Origin of the sequence: Acetobacterium wieringae, from assembly GCF_023700225.1 — a bacterium.
GTDB lineage: Bacteria > Bacillota > Clostridia > Eubacteriales > Eubacteriaceae > Acetobacterium > Acetobacterium wieringae.
The window spans coordinates 3,214,030-3,230,798 of the sequence record NZ_CP097897.1; the positions used below are offsets into that span (position 1 = coordinate 3,214,030).

At 42.9% G+C, this 16,769-nt stretch carries 28 protein-coding genes and 1 tRNA gene; 6 read left to right on the plus strand and 23 right to left on the minus strand.

Annotated elements, in window-relative coordinates; genetic code table 11:
• Positions 1-177: 177 nt before the first annotated feature.
• From CHL1_RS15795 to CHL1_RS15860, 14 genes are all read right to left on the minus strand, one after another.
• Positions 178-2,013, minus strand: a complete 1,836-nt coding sequence (locus CHL1_RS15795) for a DNA primase family protein (protein ID WP_250933972.1) — start codon at positions 2,011-2,013, stop codon at positions 178-180.
• Positions 2,014-2,017: 4 nt separating this feature from the next.
• A complete protein-coding gene (locus CHL1_RS15800; protein WP_250933973.1) occupies positions 2,018-3,700 on the minus strand; it encodes a DNA polymerase domain-containing protein in 1,683 nt (560 codons plus the stop codon).
• Between the two features lie 10 nt (positions 3,701-3,710).
• On the minus strand, positions 3,711-4,343 hold the full coding sequence (locus CHL1_RS15805) for a hypothetical protein (RefSeq protein ID WP_250933974.1): 633 nt from the start codon (positions 4,341-4,343) through the stop codon (positions 3,711-3,713).
• A gap of 3 nt (positions 4,344-4,346) precedes the next feature.
• A complete protein-coding gene (locus CHL1_RS15810; protein WP_250933975.1) occupies positions 4,347-5,099 on the minus strand; it encodes a DUF1351 domain-containing protein in 753 nt (250 codons plus the stop codon).
• 203 nt (positions 5,100-5,302) lie between these two features.
• A complete protein-coding gene (locus CHL1_RS15815; RefSeq protein WP_250933976.1) occupies positions 5,303-5,917 on the minus strand; it encodes an MBL fold metallo-hydrolase in 615 nt (204 codons plus the stop codon).
• A gap of 201 nt (positions 5,918-6,118) precedes the next feature.
• Entirely contained in the window at positions 6,119-6,274 is a 156-nt protein-coding gene (locus tag CHL1_RS15820) for a hypothetical protein (RefSeq protein ID WP_250933977.1), read from the minus strand.
• Positions 6,264-6,473, minus strand: a complete 210-nt coding sequence (locus tag CHL1_RS15825) for a hypothetical protein (protein WP_250933978.1) — start codon at positions 6,471-6,473, stop codon at positions 6,264-6,266. Before CHL1_RS15825 ends, CHL1_RS15820 begins: the two co-directional genes overlap by 11 nt.
• Positions 6,470-6,703, minus strand: coding sequence for a hypothetical protein (locus CHL1_RS15830; protein WP_250933979.1), 234 nt, complete (start codon positions 6,701-6,703; stop codon positions 6,470-6,472). Before CHL1_RS15830 ends, CHL1_RS15825 begins: the two co-directional genes overlap by 4 nt.
• Positions 6,703-6,891, minus strand: a complete 189-nt coding sequence (locus tag CHL1_RS15835; protein WP_250933980.1) for a hypothetical protein — start codon at positions 6,889-6,891, stop codon at positions 6,703-6,705. The genes CHL1_RS15830 and CHL1_RS15835 overlap by 1 nt, the downstream gene beginning before the upstream one ends.
• Before the next feature lie 89 nt (positions 6,892-6,980).
• Positions 6,981-7,214, minus strand: a complete 234-nt coding sequence (locus CHL1_RS15840; RefSeq protein ID WP_250933981.1) for a hypothetical protein — start codon at positions 7,212-7,214, stop codon at positions 6,981-6,983.
• Between the two features lie 14 nt (positions 7,215-7,228).
• Complete coding sequence (locus tag CHL1_RS15845) at positions 7,229-7,561, minus strand: hypothetical protein (RefSeq protein WP_250933982.1); 333 nt, start codon at positions 7,559-7,561, stop codon at positions 7,229-7,231.
• Positions 7,554-7,793, minus strand: coding sequence for a hypothetical protein (locus CHL1_RS15850; protein ID WP_250933983.1), 240 nt, complete (start codon positions 7,791-7,793; stop codon positions 7,554-7,556). The genes CHL1_RS15845 and CHL1_RS15850 overlap by 8 nt, the downstream gene beginning before the upstream one ends.
• Before the next feature lie 435 nt (positions 7,794-8,228).
• A complete protein-coding gene (locus tag CHL1_RS15855) occupies positions 8,229-8,537 on the minus strand; it encodes a hypothetical protein (RefSeq protein ID WP_250933984.1) in 309 nt (102 codons plus the stop codon).
• Positions 8,534-8,719, minus strand: coding sequence for a helix-turn-helix domain-containing protein (locus CHL1_RS15860; protein ID WP_250933985.1), 186 nt, complete (start codon positions 8,717-8,719; stop codon positions 8,534-8,536). Before CHL1_RS15860 ends, CHL1_RS15855 begins: the two co-directional genes overlap by 4 nt.
• 131 nt (positions 8,720-8,850) lie before the next feature.
• Between CHL1_RS15860 and CHL1_RS15865 the strand changes: the two genes are divergently transcribed.
• Positions 8,851-9,057: a KTSC domain-containing protein gene (locus tag CHL1_RS15865; protein ID WP_250933986.1), complete on the plus strand. Its 207-nt coding sequence runs from the start codon at positions 8,851-8,853 to the stop codon at positions 9,055-9,057.
• Here the strand turns inward: CHL1_RS15865 and CHL1_RS15870 are convergent.
• Together CHL1_RS15870 and CHL1_RS15875 are read right to left on the minus strand one after the other, a co-directional pair.
• Positions 9,054-9,200, minus strand: coding sequence for a BC1881 family protein (locus CHL1_RS15870; protein WP_250933987.1), 147 nt, complete (start codon positions 9,198-9,200; stop codon positions 9,054-9,056). The genes CHL1_RS15865 and CHL1_RS15870 overlap by 4 nt on opposite strands.
• A gap of 15 nt (positions 9,201-9,215) precedes the next feature.
• Positions 9,216-9,398, minus strand: coding sequence for a hypothetical protein (locus CHL1_RS15875; protein WP_250933988.1), 183 nt, complete (start codon positions 9,396-9,398; stop codon positions 9,216-9,218).
• Positions 9,399-9,496: 98 nt separating this feature from the next.
• On the opposite strand from CHL1_RS15875, the gene CHL1_RS15880 reads away from it, so the two are divergent.
• Complete coding sequence (locus CHL1_RS15880; RefSeq protein ID WP_250933989.1) at positions 9,497-9,700, plus strand: hypothetical protein; 204 nt, start codon at positions 9,497-9,499, stop codon at positions 9,698-9,700.
• A gap of 2 nt (positions 9,701-9,702) precedes the next feature.
• On the opposite strand, the gene CHL1_RS15885 is transcribed toward CHL1_RS15880, so the two are convergent.
• A complete protein-coding gene (locus CHL1_RS15885; RefSeq protein WP_250933990.1) occupies positions 9,703-9,963 on the minus strand; it encodes a hypothetical protein in 261 nt (86 codons plus the stop codon).
• 65 nt (positions 9,964-10,028) lie between these two features.
• Between CHL1_RS15885 and CHL1_RS15890 the strand changes: the two genes are divergently transcribed.
• Positions 10,029-10,250, plus strand: a complete 222-nt coding sequence (locus tag CHL1_RS15890) for a hypothetical protein (protein ID WP_250933991.1) — start codon at positions 10,029-10,031, stop codon at positions 10,248-10,250.
• 10 nt (positions 10,251-10,260) lie between these two features.
• Here the strand turns inward: CHL1_RS15890 and CHL1_RS15895 are convergent, their stop codons facing one another.
• Positions 10,261-10,638: a hypothetical protein gene (locus CHL1_RS15895; protein WP_250933992.1), complete on the minus strand. Its 378-nt coding sequence runs from the start codon at positions 10,636-10,638 to the stop codon at positions 10,261-10,263.
• 27 nt (positions 10,639-10,665) lie between these two features.
• Positions 10,666-10,872: a helix-turn-helix transcriptional regulator gene (locus tag CHL1_RS15900; RefSeq protein ID WP_338078320.1), complete on the minus strand. Its 207-nt coding sequence runs from the start codon at positions 10,870-10,872 to the stop codon at positions 10,666-10,668.
• A gap of 153 nt (positions 10,873-11,025) precedes the next feature.
• Between CHL1_RS15900 and CHL1_RS15905 the strand changes: the two genes are divergently transcribed.
• The 3 genes from CHL1_RS15905 to CHL1_RS15915 all read left to right on the plus strand — a co-directional run bounded on the left by CHL1_RS15905 (position 11,026) and on the right by CHL1_RS15915 (position 13,734).
• A complete protein-coding gene (locus CHL1_RS15905) occupies positions 11,026-11,682 on the plus strand; it encodes a LexA family protein (RefSeq protein ID WP_250933994.1) in 657 nt (218 codons plus the stop codon).
• A gap of 64 nt (positions 11,683-11,746) precedes the next feature.
• Entirely contained in the window at positions 11,747-12,379 is a 633-nt protein-coding gene (locus tag CHL1_RS15910) for a hypothetical protein (protein WP_250933995.1), read from the plus strand.
• A gap of 155 nt (positions 12,380-12,534) precedes the next feature.
• The gene (locus CHL1_RS15915; RefSeq protein ID WP_250933996.1) at positions 12,535-13,734 is read left to right on the plus strand and encodes a tyrosine-type recombinase/integrase; all 1,200 of its coding nucleotides are present in this window, start codon (positions 12,535-12,537) and stop codon (positions 13,732-13,734) included.
• 47 nt (positions 13,735-13,781) lie between these two features.
• Here CHL1_RS15915 and CHL1_RS15920 read toward each other — a convergent pair.
• The 4 genes from CHL1_RS15920 to CHL1_RS15935 form a co-directional block, all read right to left on the minus strand.
• Positions 13,782-13,856: transfer RNA gene (locus CHL1_RS15920), tRNA-Gln, on the minus strand.
• A gap of 93 nt (positions 13,857-13,949) precedes the next feature.
• Positions 13,950-14,732 carry a TatD family hydrolase gene (locus CHL1_RS15925; protein ID WP_250933997.1) on the minus strand — a complete coding sequence of 261 codons (783 nt, stop codon included), beginning with the start codon at positions 14,730-14,732 and terminating at the stop codon, positions 13,950-13,952.
• Positions 14,726-16,081: a CCA tRNA nucleotidyltransferase gene (locus tag CHL1_RS15930; protein ID WP_250933998.1), complete on the minus strand. Its 1,356-nt coding sequence runs from the start codon at positions 16,079-16,081 to the stop codon at positions 14,726-14,728. The genes CHL1_RS15925 and CHL1_RS15930 overlap by 7 nt, the downstream gene beginning before the upstream one ends.
• On the minus strand, positions 16,050-16,628 hold the full coding sequence (locus CHL1_RS15935; protein ID WP_070370991.1) for an HDIG domain-containing metalloprotein: 579 nt from the start codon (positions 16,626-16,628) through the stop codon (positions 16,050-16,052). The genes CHL1_RS15930 and CHL1_RS15935 overlap by 32 nt, the downstream gene beginning before the upstream one ends.
• Positions 16,629-16,769 lie beyond the last annotated feature (141 nt).

Below are 16,769 nucleotides of genomic sequence, written 5' to 3' on the forward strand. Positions count from 1 at the left end.
AATGTAACCTGTAACCATTTAAAATGCCAAAAAACTTTTTATATACTATAAACCCATTTACGTTTATATATACTTTTATTACTATAAAAGAGGTTACAAGGTTACACCCCTTAAGAAACGGGATACGCTAGCCGTTTAAAGGCGTAACCTTTTTGTAACTTTTTCTGATTTTGTAACCTAAATTTGGTTACACCCCTTGTCTTTTTCCACATAAATCTTAGCGGGCTTACCCTGAATCCGTTTCAACTTCACCTCAAGTTTTTTCAAATCTCGCAATGTCTCACCAAACAATCTGGCACTTTGAACATTCATTCCATTTTCTTCGGCCCAGGTTTTATATAGTTCATAGACCTCTGGTGGCCGTTTACCAATCACGCTTTTAAGATCCAGATCATCAACATAAACAATAGCACTGTTGTTTTCTTCGTGGTATATCTGGTTAAATTCCGTCACCTTGTCCGACTCTGTAAATTTCTGGTTCTTATAGAGCCTCATATAACCCTCAACAATAAACCGCACCCAATATTTCAGCGCTTTTTCTTCGGTCAGCATGGTTATAAAATTCTTTTGCTTACTCTTGGGCTTTCCATACATCGGCAACCAATCGACCCGGCGCTTATAGGATTCACCTTTTTCAAATGTCTTCAGCACATGATTACTGGTGAAAATCAGCGTCGGCGTCAGCTCCACGCTGTTGGCATTCTTATAAAGTTTCCGGATCTCGACAAAATCACAGGTGCTGATATTTTTAAGCATTTTCATCTGTTCATTGTTGATCGGTTCGTCCTGGATGTCGTCGCCCAGGTTTGATAACTTCCCTTGCAGCACATTGAGATACCGTTCGTCAGTTAGATTTCGGATACTCAACCCCGAACAGTTCTTTGAGTTGAGTATCGCCCGGATCACCGCCAACAATGTCCCTTTACCGTTTCCACCGTCGCCCACAAATATAAAAAACTTACCCATCAACCGTTTAAACTCTTTATTGACAATCAGGCAATGGCCCAATACTTCCATCAATCGTAGTCTGTAATTATCATCATGATCGGTCAAATGCCCCAGATAATCATCAACCATCGCCACCGGTTCGGCTGCTGGGTCATATTCAATATCAATCGAATATGGTGTGAAGTCCGTATAATCAACCTCAATAAACTCACCATTTCTCAAGATCCCGTTTTTAAACTTAATATCAAAAGTCTTTCCGGGGTGAATAATCTTGGCCCGGTACTCCATTTGTTTAATGACTTCATCCACATAATTGGTTTTCATCCCTGGGCAATAAGTAAACACCAGGCGTTTAATCAGATCATCATCACCCAAATATTCACCGTTCTCATAAAAATAAAGCTGTTGGGAATACTTAACCACCCTTTTCTCACTCATGATCAGATCAGCAACAATGGCTTCACCATCTTTGACGGCATCCATTGACATTTCCCTGCAGATGGTTTCAAGTTCTTTTTCCGGTAATGGCTCTGAAAAAACGTGACTATTAATAAAATTAACGATCAACCGCCAATTATGAAATGCGCCTAATTGCTTTCGATGTTTGAACAGCGCAGCGTTCCGACCATCGCTCTCACCTAAACCCAACAACTCCGAATAAGCATTCTTTCCGGACGCCGGTGTCAGGAAGTTTGGCAAGGGTAATAAAACTCCCTCGTTATCCGTTTTCCTTTCAACCCCGTTCTGCTTAACCGTCACCGCATAGGTGTTTTTCTTGTGTTTATACTCAACCTCAAACCCCAGTGGCGTCATTCCTTTGGCTCTGGTGAACCCCGGTGGTTTAACAAAATACATATGACATCCGCGGGTCGTCCAAACGGTCTTTGTCTGCAACCCAAAACAGTCAATCATCGCTTTGATCTGATCCTGACTTAATTTGTCAAAATCGACCACCACCTCGTCATCAGACAGAACATAACCGGCATCGTCAAATGTATCCAGTGAATCAGATGTTTCAGGGTTTTTACCCCCGTGTTTTTGTCCAGCTATGAATTCCGCATACATTCAATCACTCCCAACGTTGCAAAACTTTATTGATCAACTCATAATAAAAATTAATATCCACCGTTTTTCTAAAATCTTTTAACTCCTCACAATCGTCATTCCATACCAACATCTGCGCCGGCGAATCTGGGAAGTTAACCATCCCGCCATCGGCCCTTTTTTTATAAAGTTTCACGCCGTTTTTCTTAACCGGAAATACTCGATTGATCTTGTTATATTTCACATCATGTTCGTCAAATGTCCCCTGATAAGTGCTACCGGCCTGTAATATGATCTGAAACAACCGTGGGTTATCAAGATTCTCTTGAATGGTTTCCAGAACATCTTTGTCATAAATCAGCTTATTCACCACCGCAATATCAACGATCCGCATACTGTTATTTCTGAACCAGGTATCGCCACCATATCTCCCAACGTCGCCGCCCTTGCACTTGATCTGATCACCAACAGTGGCGACATAATTATTTACATCCTTTTGAATGAATAGATCAAACCGATCTTCTTCGAGAACAAAACCATAATCACTTTCCCACTCGTGCCAGACATTAATGTATTCGTCGCTATTGGTCGTAAATGCCACGCCATCGGTATTTATATTAATCAGTTTACAAGTGGGTGCCAATCTTTTACAGAGGTCATACAGGATGATCTGGCCGTAAATACAGACACTCTTTGCCGCCTTGGGGTTGAACAGCACCGAATACTGATTGTTCAACAACCCATAACAGCTATTGATAACCAGTTTCAGCGCATCCGACAATGTTTTATCACTATGTTTCACCGACAACCGCTTTTCAACGATCCCCCGGTAAGTTTCCGTTGCCTGACCAAGTCCATTGAGTTTCATAATAATATTAGGATAAAGTGAAGCCACATCCAGCAGCTTCACATTCTCAAACCGTTTTTGTCCGTTGCTGGGAACCCCATGAAGCCCTCCAAAAGCAAACTCAATATCACAACCAAATTCTTTATGAGTATATTTTCCTTTATCTTTGTTAAGCCACAACTCAACCGCTTCAGGTGGTGCTTTTTTCAGTATCTCAAAGTTTCCATCATTGTCCAGTTCTCCCAGTCTCACATCGGCCCATTTCGGCATCGGTTTGCGTGTCAGAACATTGGCTGAAATTGTCGTCGTGTTCCATCGCTGGGCCTTGTCTTTTTGATCGTCTCCCAGTAGATCCACAATTGACCGTTTCGGTGTAAAATATGATTTCTCCCTGATTTTGAAAATATCAATAGTCGAGTCAACATCATAGGAACAATAAGCAATTGTTTCTTCCAGTTCTTCGGGGGTTAATTTTCGATCAATGTTAAAATCAATACTCGACTCAACAATTGACTTTCCAAAGTTACCCTCAATCTTTTTAAGACCCGGCATCGACACGTCGATCTGTTGGAAGCAGTCCAAGGAATTGATATCTTTGTGAATTTTATAGCACCTTTGGCCACTGATGATCCGGTCATTTAATTCCTTGATCTGGAAAACACTGTGTCCATTGATCATGGCTGTCAATATGAAATCATCATAGTAATAACCGTTGTAAGAGATCAGGGTTTTACCCCTGATCAGCTCACCAACGCCATTGAAGTCATTGTGGAAGATCCCCACGGTGTTTTTGTCAAGATCCTTAAAAACCACCAGTGCATCTTCTTTAAAGATTTCTATATCGTAGGCTAGATATTCCATATCCAGCACCTTATTTCTTTTTCGGCAATGGTTTAATATCTGCGTAAACGAATTTCCCAAAGGCAGCTTTGACCTCAACCATGATTTCCTGTCCGGTCAAGCATCCGGTTTCGATAGCTTCAGCGACCCCAACATGAAACTTTTCTTCAAACTTCTTGTACTGTTTGGCCTGTTTTTGGGGGTTTTTAAACCACTTTTTGAGGTTCTCCATGTACTCTGAGTAACTCATATTTGATTGATAGGTTTCGTCCTCATAGTCGAATTTAATGTGAATACCAACGCCGTCGTCGGTGATTTCTTTGATTTCTGTCTGGATGATCTGTCCGACCATATCCTTATCAAATTTCTTAATTTGTTCAGATTCCCAGAGACTGTTGAAGGTGTCATAAGCGTACACATCTTTTCGGGTACCGATGGCTTGGCTCAACTTATCAAAAGTCAGGTTGAAATATTCCTGGCACCATTCTTCTACTTTGGCGGCCTTATCGGCGTCTGGAATGAATTTTCCAGAACCTTCGTCATATACATTTTTATTAAAATTTACTTCCCGGATCTCCCCACGTTCTTCATGCAAAAATGTCAGTGTCGCTTTTCCGTCGTTTGTTGTTACTTCCACTAATTCCAAGTTTTTTAACAGTTCCATATATTATTTACCTACTCTTTCAAATTTAATTTTTGTGTCGTTCATGAATGCTTCTATGATCATGCTATCTTTTTTATCGAATATTTTGTAAATGAAAACCTTAACATCGGCCACCACTTCACCAACCTTGCTGTTCAACGCTTTTCGATCACTGACCGTTTTAATCGCCTGATTCAGATCTTTACAGGTTACGTATTCCGTCATAACTTCTTTGCTGTCCGGGATGATCTGAATGGTGGTCATATCCCCCTGGATCTTTTCCAACCACTCAACCAGTTCCTTTTCAACGGTTTCAATGCTGACCGTCTTATTCAGGTGCCGATTCTCTAGGAAATCCTCAAAGATAAAGATTTCTGAAAAAGTGTATTGCTTAATTCTCCGGTTAAACAGGTGTTCGATATCCTCCCTTTTATGATCCCGTTCGATTTCTTCCAGGTCTTTGATCTGATCCCGGACCAACGTATCGGCCTCCTTGACAATCCCGACGATCTCCTTGATCTGACTCTCAAAACCGGTATAAGGTTCCAATAATTCCTTCTTAACTCTGATCCGTTCATCTTCCAGCGTCTTGATTGATTTGTTGACAGCGGCGACCAGTTTCTTATTGGCTTTGACGGTGTCGTCGGTGGCTTCCACTGTTGACAGGTAATCATAAACCTTTTGGGCATCCTCCTTTAATTCGTCGTATTGGGGGAATTTGATGTTTCCTTTAGTGACAATTATCTGGTTTATTTCGTTTATTTTGATTTCGTTCATGTGATATCCTTTCCTACATATATCCCTTTTTGACAATCTTTTATGTACTTTGGAGATTTTACACAACATTCCCACGTTGCGCTCCCTCGGCTGTATTTTTTATCAATATGCTCCGTGTTATGAATACATTTCTTTAATTCACAATATTCACTTCTAGAGCATTTAATATCTGGATAAAAAGGTGTTCCCATTTAGTTTCCTTTCTAATAGAACCTGGAAGAACGGTGTAATTCTATCCATTCACTATCTTTGTGTCGTCGATTTATGTAATAAAATGCTTTACTCTTTTGGGTGCTAAGGTGTCTTAAACTGCTTCGATACACGTTATATCCATATTTTCTGATCTGTTTTCTTACCAGCGCCAACTTTGTTTCATCGTGGTTCGATTCCAGAAACAAATAATCGTATGGCCCCGGTGGCGCATTGTCCAGGTTCGATAAATCAGTAGCGTAAATGATCCGCTGCGATTCATGTTCCCATACATAACCATGACATAAAACATCGTGATCCCCCAGAAAAGGGGTGAACACTGTTTGACCGACGCCGGTGTCAAAACCTTCATTGGTGATAAGATCAACCCCGTATTCCTGGTGAACTTCATAGTTACCCAATATCGTTATCCGGGGGAACTCTTTTTTTATTTTCGTCAGTGTTCCGCTGTTGATGTGATCACCGTGAGTGTGGGTCAATAACAGGGTTTTAATGTCGTATAGGTAATCTTTGATAATCTTATAAGACACCCCGCAATCGACCATCACATCGCCAATAATCACACAATTTCCGCTACTGCCTGATGCTACGATCTCGTAATTAATCATCTTCCTCGACCCATTTCAGGCAGTCGTGAGCGTATTCAACCAGTAACGACACAGTTCGTTGGATTGACATATCTGTCTGAGCGCTTATTTCAACAACTTTGTTATAGGCTTCTGCACTAATCTTTACTGTTTCAGCTTTTGTTGCCCGCCCTGTTCTTTTTTTCTTACTAAAACCAGTGGCTGAATTTCTTGATTCATAGTTTATTCACCCTTTCCAAAACCATCGGCCAATGCTTCGGCTTTTTTATAATCAGCCAATTCACTTTCAATTTCTTCCAACTTTTCGTCCTTATATTTGATCGCCCATTCAAGGGTTTCAATTTTTTCGAGTAGTATTTCAACCAGTTTACTGTCCATATCGCTCCTTTTCTACCCGGGCATTGTGTTCCCGGACTTCAATTTCTTCCTGTAACTCTGCAATCTTTTCTTCCAAAACTTTGACCTGTGACTGAATATAATCCCAGATCTCCGGCTCCAAATGATCCTTCAGGTCTTCCAGGGTGAACACCGTTACCGGCTTACCCTTGATCATGAGCATTTCTTTTATTACACTCATCTCGCCCCCGATCGCTCCAACGCCTTATCTAATCTCGTCAGCATCCAGCCATTTGTCCGGAACAGATGCCCGCCGGCAAAACCTTCAACAATCTTGATATCGTGACAGCCGGGCTTAGAGTAAATAAGGCCCCTATCATTTTTTCCGTTATAGCCGTTTGATTCCAGGATCTCCTTGATCCGTTCAGTAGATAAAGTGTAATCAATCGCTTGATCTGCACAGATTTCCATTAATTGACCCCCTCAAAATACTCCGGGCGCTGGTTTTTTAAGAAGTTAGTCGCGTCAAGGGCCGTCATGTCACCAATTTTAATGCCGTCTTTTAAGATCATTTTGCGACCCTGATACGGGGCTTTTTCGGTTGTGTATCCTAGATCTGTCAGCATTTGCGTTGTGGTTTTTTCCGCTGATTTATTCAATTTGCAATTTCTCCTTTTCCGTTGTATAATTTTGATAAGTTATTTCCACGATCCCCTGATAACAGTTCCCGCTGTTTTGGGGATTTTTTTTAACTACAGACATATACTTCATCCCATAAATCGTGTAAATCAATACCAGAATCCATAACCTCGATAATTTCCTCATTTCCAAAATCATCATCCATCATTTGCTGAGCGATACTTTTGCCTCTTGTACAGGAGCAACCAGCGCTTTTCTTATGCCAGATTTCAGAATATTGCTTTCCGGCAATGTCTAAAGAGATTTTCATTTCTCTTGATAATTCAACTGTAAGTTTTACCATTTTCGTTTCTCCTTTCATTTAACTCCGCATTTCTTTTTATATACTGTGTATCCTCCGACGGCTACATCATGGTCGCCAACATCATGTGGTTTACGTTCCTTGTCAAAGCAATCCCAAAACTGAACATCTGTAATAGTGGTAAATTCACATCCGTCAACCGACATCAATTTCACATTAAGCTCTTTGCAATATCCCCCATAAAGAAAATTAGGACAAAACTTATAATCAGCATTGCAGTATTTACCTTTAGGAGGTATCATCAGCGTCTGGATCTCTGGAACATAGGGCGCATATTTTTTAGCGGCCTGTTCAAGACGGTACTTGACGTGCTCATGTTCTTCAAGCATCCGACTGTCCATATTTCCCCTTACACCTTTCCAGCTTTTTCTGAGCTTTGCAATTATTCGGCTCCTGTAATCTCACCCGGAATTCACGGTTATCGATCATATACGGGCTGTCAGCCACATAAGGAACGTCAGCAATGTGTTCTAATTGCTCTCTGGTCATCTCAATTAACTCATTTTTTCGACAATCACGATATAGCTTAACTGAATACGCCATCTGCCGATCTGGTATCATCTCACACCTCCCCAATAAATAGGCCGACTCATAGCTTGCTGGTCAAGTGCGATTCAGTCAGACAATTGCTTTCTCGGTCTTATTTTCTGCCCGATTGCTCTTTGAATCTCACGGTCGGCGCTTTGCACTCGTTTAGCCTTCTTCTGGTCCTGGTAGTCTTTGCATCTCATTTATCGTTCCCTCCGCTTAATTACAATAATCTGACCGGCAAACACGCCTAGTACAAATCCGACAATAACACTTGTAATGATTGTAGAAATCATCCCCTCACCCCTCTCAAGGCATCCAACCCACTCTGGGTAATACGGGTCTCTCCACAGCAGTTGATCATGAACCTGATCAACCCTGCCATGATAGCGACCTCGACACTTTCAACCGGCACGCCGACGATCAGGGCCGCCTGGTGGATGGTGTAGTTTAACTCTGGCTTCACTGCTACACCCCTAACTGTTCTTGCAGGGCGATAATGTCATCCTGTAATCCCGCAATCTTACCCTGAAGCCGCACATTTAAGTCACACTCTCGGGTATTTTGCTCTTTTAGGACTTCCAGCGTCTTCCGGTACTCAGCGTAATCCGCTGCCCAATCGGCCTGTAGGTCATTCAGGTCGTCCAGCAGCTCGTTAATCTCACAATTCAACTCAGGGATTTCGTGACAACAACAGTCTTTCATTGTCTTTATCGCCTTCTCAAAATACTCCTGATTTTCCTTTTCGAGTAATCGGATATAGTTATCTTTATTCATTGTTTGTTTCTCCCTTCTTTGTCCCATATTTGTAAAAAATCCCACAACAGGTCTGCATTAATGACCCATTTTCTGCCGATCCGCACACCCGGGAATTCAGGGTGCTTCGAAAACTGTTCAATTCGCTGTGGGCTGAGGTGTAAGATTTTACAGGCCTCTGCTTTAGTTACGATGTTCGGCATTTTGGTTGCCTCCTTTTCATGACATTATTTGTTGTTTTCATGACATCACCGTGGTTTCTTTTTGTTCATACTCCTATACTTAGGTTATCAGCGTCCTACCGCTGGTAAATCTGCGAAAGGAGGTGAATGTTATGAACATGCAACCAGTTTCTTCATCGAATATTAGTAGCATCGGTTATGAAAATGGAATTTTGTATATCCGGTTTCACGCGGGCGGCTTATATTCTTATTCAGGCGTTCCTGAATCGGTTTACAATTCGTTGATGTCAGCTTCATCCCATGGTGGATATTTAGCGGCTCACATTAAAGGAGTTTACCCGTATACAAAAATTGGTTAGTCGGTAACTACTAGAATAATTGCCGGACCATTTTGTTTTATGATTACATCTTGATATGGTTCGGCAATTATTTGTTTAACACCCTCACGTTTCAATAATTCCTCTACTAAATCTTTAGTAGGTACTTGGTTTAGATTCTGCATGCTATTTACTCCTTTCTATTCTTCCACTAATTCAATCCGTTCCATTGCGAAATCGACCATCTGCTTTAGGATCGGGCCCATGGCCACACCGGTTTCATTTTTGAGGTTATTAAGCACCTCCCACGTCGCCAGGTCGATTGTTACCAACTTACCGATGTTTTGACGCCGTGGGCATTTGAGAATAAATTTGTCATTCAATTTTTTACACCTCATTTCTCTTGTTTCTTTTTGTTCAACCTCTTATACTTAAACTATCAGCGTCACACCGCTGAAATTCAAAGAAAGGAGATAATAAAATGGATTTTCAAATATTTTGCGGATTTGCTAACGATACAGTGACGATTGATTACAAGGAAACTGTAATAAAAACGACGCGTCCTGCAAGCGTAGGCAACAAACCATTTCCCGTAAAGAAAACTGTCGAAACCTGTTCGCATGGCGATGACTGCAATATCGGTTACAAAGATTGCCCAGCGACTTATGAAGTTTTAAAACAATGATTCTATTGTCGGCGGGTCTTTTGTGACTCGTCGACAATTTCAATGTAACAGTCATTGTTTTCATTTATGAATTCGTCAACGCCGCTTGACGTTTCAATTGTGACAAGATCCCCTCGAACAACCTCCACCCCGTTATCATTTTTACGTGTGACAACTTCGTTGGGGGCCTGCGGTCTTATGGTGATCTTGCATACATCATCCTCAACCCTTATTGGGATCTTATTATTTTCTTCAGGTCTTGAGCTGTAGAAGGTTACTTTCAAATTGTTTTCCTTTCTGTGCCCTCTCGATCTGATATAATTGAATATCAGGAAGGAGGTGAATGGTTGTGGATATAAAACACATTACCAAATCTTATTCTGATCATTGTCCTCACGCTGATGTCGATTACGAAATTGAAGTGGATATCAACTGTATCAAGCAGCTTGGCAATGATCACGAAGACCGCTACATTGTCGGCTATTCATGCGATAATAGTGATAATTGCACTTACCACCATCGGGACGAATGTCCGGTAATCGCTTCAGCAAAAGAAAATTTAATTCTTTAGCCCTAGCAGTTTAAGAGTTGCCTCTGTCACTTGCTTGACGGAGGTAATTTTTTCTCCCAATCCTAACCCGAATACCAGTTGATTCAATAGCAGGTTTCATATTTTCATGCCATTCACCTGGGCGGCAAGTGTTGCCAACATATAACAATGGGCAGAACGTGCACGCAGTGACGCACCAACTTTGAGGGAAGCAATCAACGTCCCGACTCGCTTCAACGTGTCTTAGGAGACAGACCAGAGTTTTATAGCTGACTTCAATCTTTTCATCCGGATCTCTTTTTTCCGCCGCTTCAATCTGCTCGTTTAAGATTTTGAGCATGATCTCTAATTCCTTGTCGGGTATTTCGACATGAGATTTGCGGGCATCTTCAATTGTTAGTTTTTTCAATATTGTTGCTCCTTTCTTAAATGTTACTTAAACGCTTAAAGCGTTATTTTTCGGTAAAAAAATTATGTCGTCATATTTAACGCCATAAACCTTTTCGATTTTTTTGATCATTAACGCATCTGGGTATGACTTTCCTCGCTCCCAGTTGCTGACCGTATCTTCTGTAACTCCCAGTATTTCAGCCGCCTGTAATTGGGTGAGCGACTTATTAACCCTTGCGGCTTTTAATGTCATTTTCACTCTCATCACCTCGCTTTCATGCTCTTATTGTATTACGCTTTAAGCGTCTTGTCAATGCCTAAAGCGTAATTTTTTTAGAATTTAATTGATTTATTTACGCTTTTAACATATAATCAGCTTAATTAAAATTTGAAAGGGTGTTGAGAAATGAGTGATTTAGGAAACAAACAGGTATTGGCTGAAAATTTAAGACATTATATGGATTTACACGGCAAATCGCGAAACGACCTGTGCTCTGCGCTTGACTTAAGCTACACTACTGTGGCCGACTGGGTCAATGGGAAAAAATACCCCCGCATCGATAAGATCGAATTAATGGCAAATTATTTCGGCATACAAAAATCCGATCTCATAGAATCGAAAGGCAAGCATTCTGACATTTCCAACATCACCCCCATCACCATCCCCACAGACACCATCACCATCAAAGTATATGGATCGGTTCCAGCAGGTCAACCGATTGAAGCTGTTGAGGACGTGATCGGTTATGAAGAAATTCCCGCTGCATGGACTCGTTTCGGCAAAGAATTCATCGCTCTGATCGTCAAAGGTGACAGCATGTACCCAAAATATTTTGAAGGTGATGTCGTAATCATTGAAGTTACACCCGACTGCAATAACGGTCAGGACGCTGTCGTTTATGTCAATGGTTACGATGCCACCCTCAAAGAAGTTCACAAGAATGATGATGGATCTGTTACTCTAAAGCCTTTCAACCCGGAATACCCTCCTAAAACATATCAGCCCGGTAAAGATGGTGTTACGATCCTCGGAGTGGTCAAAGAGTTAAGACGAAAAATGTAAATCCATTGCAATGCTTTTCAGTATGATCTATAATAAACTTATCTTATTTAGGAGGTAAGTTGTTATGAAATTTTGTTCAGAATGCGGCGCAAGTGTCGAGGGAAAGAAGTTTTGTTCCGAGTGCGGAGCGCCTGTTGTACAAGCAGCACCAGTACAAGAAGCCCCAAAAGTAACCACGCAACCGACAGATGTCAAAGAAGAAACGAAACGAAAAATAAGACGGAATAATTGGATCACATTAGGCATTGTTTTGGTTGTCGTACTATTCGCATCGATGTGGGCCAATATCATGAATACTCCGGCCAGCGGTTCGTCGCCAAAATCACAAACTACTCAACAAACGGCAGTCAAAGAGATTTCCGAACCTGATTTCAAAGCCGCTTGCGTCGCCCAACCTTATGATGATCTAGCCAGAACTCCCGACAGTTATAATAATATGAAACTTGTTATCACTGGTAAAGTCGTCCAGGTAATGGAAAAATCAAACGGTGCTCAATATAGAATAGCCATTGACGATAATTATGATCAGATGTTTTACGTTGATTATACGGGCGCATTCGGTCAAGGTAGAATACTGGAAGAAGACACCGTTACGCTTTGGGGCACTTATGACGGCCTGATGTCCTATAATTCAACTCTCGGCGGCAAAATAACAATACCGTCATTGATTGCTAAATATTATCAAATTACACAATAAATATAAAAAAACCGCCCGGGTATTACCAGTACCCGAACGGCTTTACATATACCGGGATATAAATCACAGTATACACACACCAATATTATACTTTATATCCCGGATTTTTACAACATCCGGGTATTTTTATGCCCAAAATTCAGGAGGTATAATAAATGAAGTATGACAAGAAGGTCGTGAAAGGCCACACCTATTTCAGGCATCGCCTTTATGATCCAGTAACCCAGAAAACAAAAGACATCACCGCCAAAACACTAAAGGAATTAAAAGAGAAGGTCCGTATTGCTGAAGAAAAGACCAGATTCGGAATTGTGGAAGACAAAGTCACTTTCGGCGCTTATTTTGACGATTGGCTTACAAATGTTCACCTGATCGATAAGAAGCCAGCAACCGTAGAGCGCTATAAATCATGCCATAGAAACCACATCAAAGGTTACCGGATCGAGTTAATCAAATTGAAGGACCTCAAAATCAACGACGTTCAGGATCATTACAATACGATCTTCGAAAAAAAGAAATCCAGTAAGACGGTGGAGACCATGCACCGGATCATCAAGCCTTGCATTCGTTATGCCTATGAGACCCAGCGGATCTTAAAGGACTTCTCAGGAGCACTTAAGATCCCTGTTGACAGCGCCACACTGATTGATAAAAAATCAAAGGTCAATCCATTATCTCTGGAAGAACAGTTTGACTTTATTAAGCGAACCAATGATCATAAATTGCATGCACTATTCAATACAGCCCTGGACACCGGGATGCGAATGGGCGAACTGTTTGCTTTAAATTGGGATGATGTGGACTTTGACAAAATGGAAATCCGGGTCACAAAGACTTTGTCTTTCATCAAGGACCAGGAGGCCAACAAATGGAAGCAGGATATCTCCACCACCAAAACAGTGTACTCCCGCCGGGTTATCCCCCTGCCGTTGCGAACAAAGGGCATTTTATTGGAGCACCAGATTAAGCAGAAAAAAGAAATGAAGCGAATGGGTTTTGATCAGGATAATGAGACCCTGGTATTCTGCACACCGATCGGCACGGGGTATGAACGAGGGAATGTTTTAAAGCGAATTAAAAAGGTGTATACTGACATGGGAATACCAGAAAAGACCTTCCATGACCTCAGGCATACATACGCCACCCGCCTATTTGAAATGGGCGAAAACCCAAAGACGGTCCAGGTGCTTCTTGGTCATGCCAATGTTTCGACCACATTAGGAACTTATATCCATGTTTTGGAATCGCTAAAAGTCCAGGCGGTACCGCCAAAATTGACGGGCTATATGCACCAAAAAAGACAAAGAAAAAAGCCAACCGTAAAATCTTGTGGGAAACTTCTGGGAAACCGTTAAGGTTAGTGAAGTGACCACAGTTTACAGATGGCTGTTTCAATACAAATTGGCAGAGGTAGCAGGATTCGAACCTGCGAGTGATGGAGTCAGAGTCCATTGCCTTACCGCTTGGCGATACCCCTTAATTCATTTTCTGTCCCGAAGGTACGCTAAACATTTTATCTGAATTTACATTGATTGTCAAGGAAAATGAATAATTGATTTGCTTTTTTTATTTATTTCGTCTTTTCACTGATACCAAACACTCTTTTGGCATTACAGGTGGTAATTTCGGCCACCTCTTCCACCGCCATCCCCCGGATCCGGGCAATTTCGGCCGCCACCAAACCCACATAGGCTGGCTCATTCCGTTTGCCGCGATGGGGGGTGGGTGTCAGATAGGGACTGTCGGTTTCGATCAGTAACCGCTCCAAGGGCATCATGGCGACGACTTCCGGCAGTTTCCGGGCGTTGCCAAAGGTCAGTGGCCCGGAAATCGATAGATGAAAGCCCATCTCCAGAAAGACCTTGGCCATTTCCACCGAGCCACTGTAGCTGTGCATGATGCCACCGTACTCCGGCGCAAAATATTCCTTTAAGATCCTAATCATATCCTCCATCGATTCCCGGTTATGAATCACAATCGGCAGCGCCACCGCTTTGGCGATGATCAGCTGGCGGATAAAGACCTCCTGCTGGACATCCCGGGGGGAATAGTCATAGTGGTAGTCCAGACCAATTTCGCCAATCGCCACCACCTTTTCTTTTTTTGCCCATTCCCTTAACAGGGCATCATGTTTTTGGGCATCGTAATCCTTGGCGTCATGCGGATGAATCCCCACAGTGGCATAAACCATCGGATATTTTTCACTCATTGCCACGGCCCGGAAGCTGGAGGCTTCATCAGCACCGGGATTAATGATCAGCTCCACTCCGGCAGCCCGGGCATTTTCCAGCACCGCTTCCCGGTCCTCGTTAAATTTCTGATCGTCAATATGGGCATGGCTGTCAATTAGCATTTGTGTATCTCCTTTGCTTTTTCAATTAAAACTTCTTTTTCATTTTGATAAACTTCATCCATGACACCGGCCAGCAGTTGATTAAGAATCCAACCGATTTCGGCCCCGTTGGTGATCCCCAGGTCAATCAGATCATGACCGTTGACAGCCAGATCTTTTAGTGAAAAGCAGGCCGCTTCGGCAATCACCTGATCCAGCAGCACTTCCAGTCTTTGCAGCGATGCCAACCGGTCACGATACTCTGGCGCCTGGGCCAGGTTATCAGCCCGCTTAATTGCAATCAGATCCCGAAACAGGGGCTCCGACAAACGGTTCAGCCAGCGCTTGACACTCTTTTTATCAGACTCAATCAGGGTATCGTGGTATTTTATCAGCAGACAGACCGAATCAATAATACTTTTACGGATCCGCAGAGCAGTTAATCGCGCCCGGGCCATCGCTTCCGATACCTTGCTATGACCTTTAAAATGACCAACACCAGCTTCATCCCGGGTAAAGGTTGCAGGTTTTCCCAGATCGTGAAACAACATCGCCCAGCGCAACCGGGGCACCGGCGCCAAGGTTTCCATGGCCACCGCCGTATGGGTCAGGACATCATAGCAGTGGTGGGGATTCATCTGATCAAAGTTTTTAGCTGGCAACAGCTCCGGGATCACCACCCCCAGCACGGCGGTTTCGGCCAGGATGATTGCTTTGACATTTTTTCCACAGATCAGTTTATCCAGTTCAGCGGCAATCCGCTCGGCCGAAATATGACAAAGTTGTCCACAATTCTGCCGGATTGCCATGCCGGTTTCCATTTCCAGGGTAAAGCCCAGAACTGCGGCAAAACGCAGGCCCCGCAGAATCCGCAGGGCGTCCTCGGCCAGTCTCTGGTGCGGATCGCCAACACAGCGGATCATTTTATTCTTAATATCCTGACTGCCCGCAAACAGATCAATTAGACCTTTTTTAGGATGATAGGCCATCGCATTGATGGTAAAATCCCGCCGGGCCAGGTCATCGGCCAGATTTCGGGTAAATACTACCGTATCCGGACGGCGATTGTCCGAATAATCACCTTCAATCCGATGGGTGGTTATTTCAATCGCCATTCCTTCAATCATGACGGTTACGGTACCGTGGCGGATGCCTGTTTCAACGACCCGATGGTCAGAAAAACAGGCGATAATTTCATCTGGGGTGGCGTCGGTGGTCATATCAAAGTCCGTCGGCGGGGTGCCCAGCAGAAAATCCCGGACACAGCCGCCCACCAGATATCCACAGAATCCACAGCTTTCCAGTTGTTTAAAGGCCTTTTCTACCGCAACCGGAAGATTAAGCTTCATTACTTCCCAGGCCGATCTCATCGGCCACGGCCCGCATACCCAGAATCGTTTCCTGCATCAGCTCATCCAGCGAATAACCGGCCATTTCGGCGCCTTTGGTAACCACCTCACGATTAACCCCGGCGGCAAAACTGGCAGTTTTAAATTTCTTTTTCACCGATTTCAGTTCCAGATCATTAACGCTTTTGGATGGCCGCATATAGGCACAGGCAGTAATCAGTCCGGCCAGCTCATCGGTGGCATAGAGAATTTTTTCCATCTGGTGGGTGGGCTCGACGTCGGCGCAGAGACCAAAGCCATGACTGACCACACTATTGATAAAGGCGCGCTCGTAATCGTTCGCTTCCAGAATTTCGACCACTTTAACACAGTGCTGATCGGGGTACTTTTCATAATCCAGATCATGCAGCAGTCCGACAATGCCCCAGTACTCCGGATCTTCCCCTTCCAGTCTGGCAAAATGTTCCATCACCCCCGAAACCGCCAGGCCATGATTAACCAGAGATTCACTTTCATTATATTCTTTTAATAATGCCAGTGCTTTTTCACGATCCAATTGTGTACTCATTTTATCACCTCATGCTTTTTAAAATTAATTGATAACTTGCCATTTTCCAATGCCAAAACAACCATTGCCTTGGTTTTGCTATTTACTTCGCTTATTAAAGGTATTTTAACACAGTTTGCGTCCAATCGACAAAAGCGGTCA

Coding starts and splice junctions, on each gene's coding strand:
- CHL1_RS15795 (WP_250933972.1), bottom strand. CDS start 2,013: ATGTATGCGGAATTCATAGCTGGACAAAAACACGGGGGTAAAAACCCT.
- CHL1_RS15800 (WP_250933973.1), bottom strand. CDS start 3,700: ATGGAATATCTAGCCTACGATATAGAAATCTTTAAAGAAGATGCACTG.
- CHL1_RS15805 (WP_250933974.1), bottom strand. CDS start 4,343: ATGGAACTGTTAAAAAACTTGGAATTAGTGGAAGTAACAACAAACGAC.
- CHL1_RS15810 (WP_250933975.1), bottom strand. CDS start 5,099: ATGAACGAAATCAAAATAAACGAAATAAACCAGATAATTGTCACTAAA.
- CHL1_RS15815 (WP_250933976.1), bottom strand. CDS start 5,917: ATGATTAATTACGAGATCGTAGCATCAGGCAGTAGCGGAAATTGTGTG.
- CHL1_RS15820 (WP_250933977.1), bottom strand. CDS start 6,274: ATGGACAGTAAACTGGTTGAAATACTACTCGAAAAAATTGAAACCCTT.
- CHL1_RS15825 (WP_250933978.1), bottom strand. CDS start 6,473: ATGAGTGTAATAAAAGAAATGCTCATGATCAAGGGTAAGCCGGTAACG.
- CHL1_RS15830 (WP_250933979.1), bottom strand. CDS start 6,703: ATGGAAATCTGTGCAGATCAAGCGATTGATTACACTTTATCTACTGAA.
- CHL1_RS15840 (WP_250933981.1), bottom strand. CDS start 7,214: ATGGTAAAACTTACAGTTGAATTATCAAGAGAAATGAAAATCTCTTTA.
- CHL1_RS15845 (WP_250933982.1), bottom strand. CDS start 7,561: ATGCTTGAAGAACATGAGCACGTCAAGTACCGTCTTGAACAGGCCGCT.
- CHL1_RS15850 (WP_250933983.1), bottom strand. CDS start 7,793: ATGATACCAGATCGGCAGATGGCGTATTCAGTTAAGCTATATCGTGAT.
- CHL1_RS15855 (WP_250933984.1), bottom strand. CDS start 8,537: ATGAATAAAGATAACTATATCCGATTACTCGAAAAGGAAAATCAGGAG.
- CHL1_RS15860 (WP_250933985.1), bottom strand. CDS start 8,719: ATGCCGAACATCGTAACTAAAGCAGAGGCCTGTAAAATCTTACACCTC.
- CHL1_RS15865 (WP_250933986.1), top strand. CDS start 8,851: ATGAACATGCAACCAGTTTCTTCATCGAATATTAGTAGCATCGGTTAT.
- CHL1_RS15870 (WP_250933987.1), bottom strand. CDS start 9,200: ATGCAGAATCTAAACCAAGTACCTACTAAAGATTTAGTAGAGGAATTA.
- CHL1_RS15880 (WP_250933989.1), top strand. CDS start 9,497: ATGGATTTTCAAATATTTTGCGGATTTGCTAACGATACAGTGACGATT.
- CHL1_RS15900 (WP_338078320.1), bottom strand. CDS start 10,872: ATGACATTAAAAGCCGCAAGGGTTAATAAGTCGCTCACCCAATTACAG.
- CHL1_RS15905 (WP_250933994.1), top strand. CDS start 11,026: ATGAGTGATTTAGGAAACAAACAGGTATTGGCTGAAAATTTAAGACAT.
- CHL1_RS15910 (WP_250933995.1), top strand. CDS start 11,747: ATGAAATTTTGTTCAGAATGCGGCGCAAGTGTCGAGGGAAAGAAGTTT.
- CHL1_RS15915 (WP_250933996.1), top strand. CDS start 12,535: ATGAAGTATGACAAGAAGGTCGTGAAAGGCCACACCTATTTCAGGCAT.
- CHL1_RS15925 (WP_250933997.1), bottom strand. CDS start 14,732: ATGCTAATTGACAGCCATGCCCATATTGACGATCAGAAATTTAACGAG.
- CHL1_RS15930 (WP_250933998.1), bottom strand. CDS start 16,081: ATGAGATCGGCCTGGGAAGTAATGAAGCTTAATCTTCCGGTTGCGGTA.
- CHL1_RS15935 (WP_070370991.1), bottom strand. CDS start 16,628: ATGAGTACACAATTGGATCGTGAAAAAGCACTGGCATTATTAAAAGAA.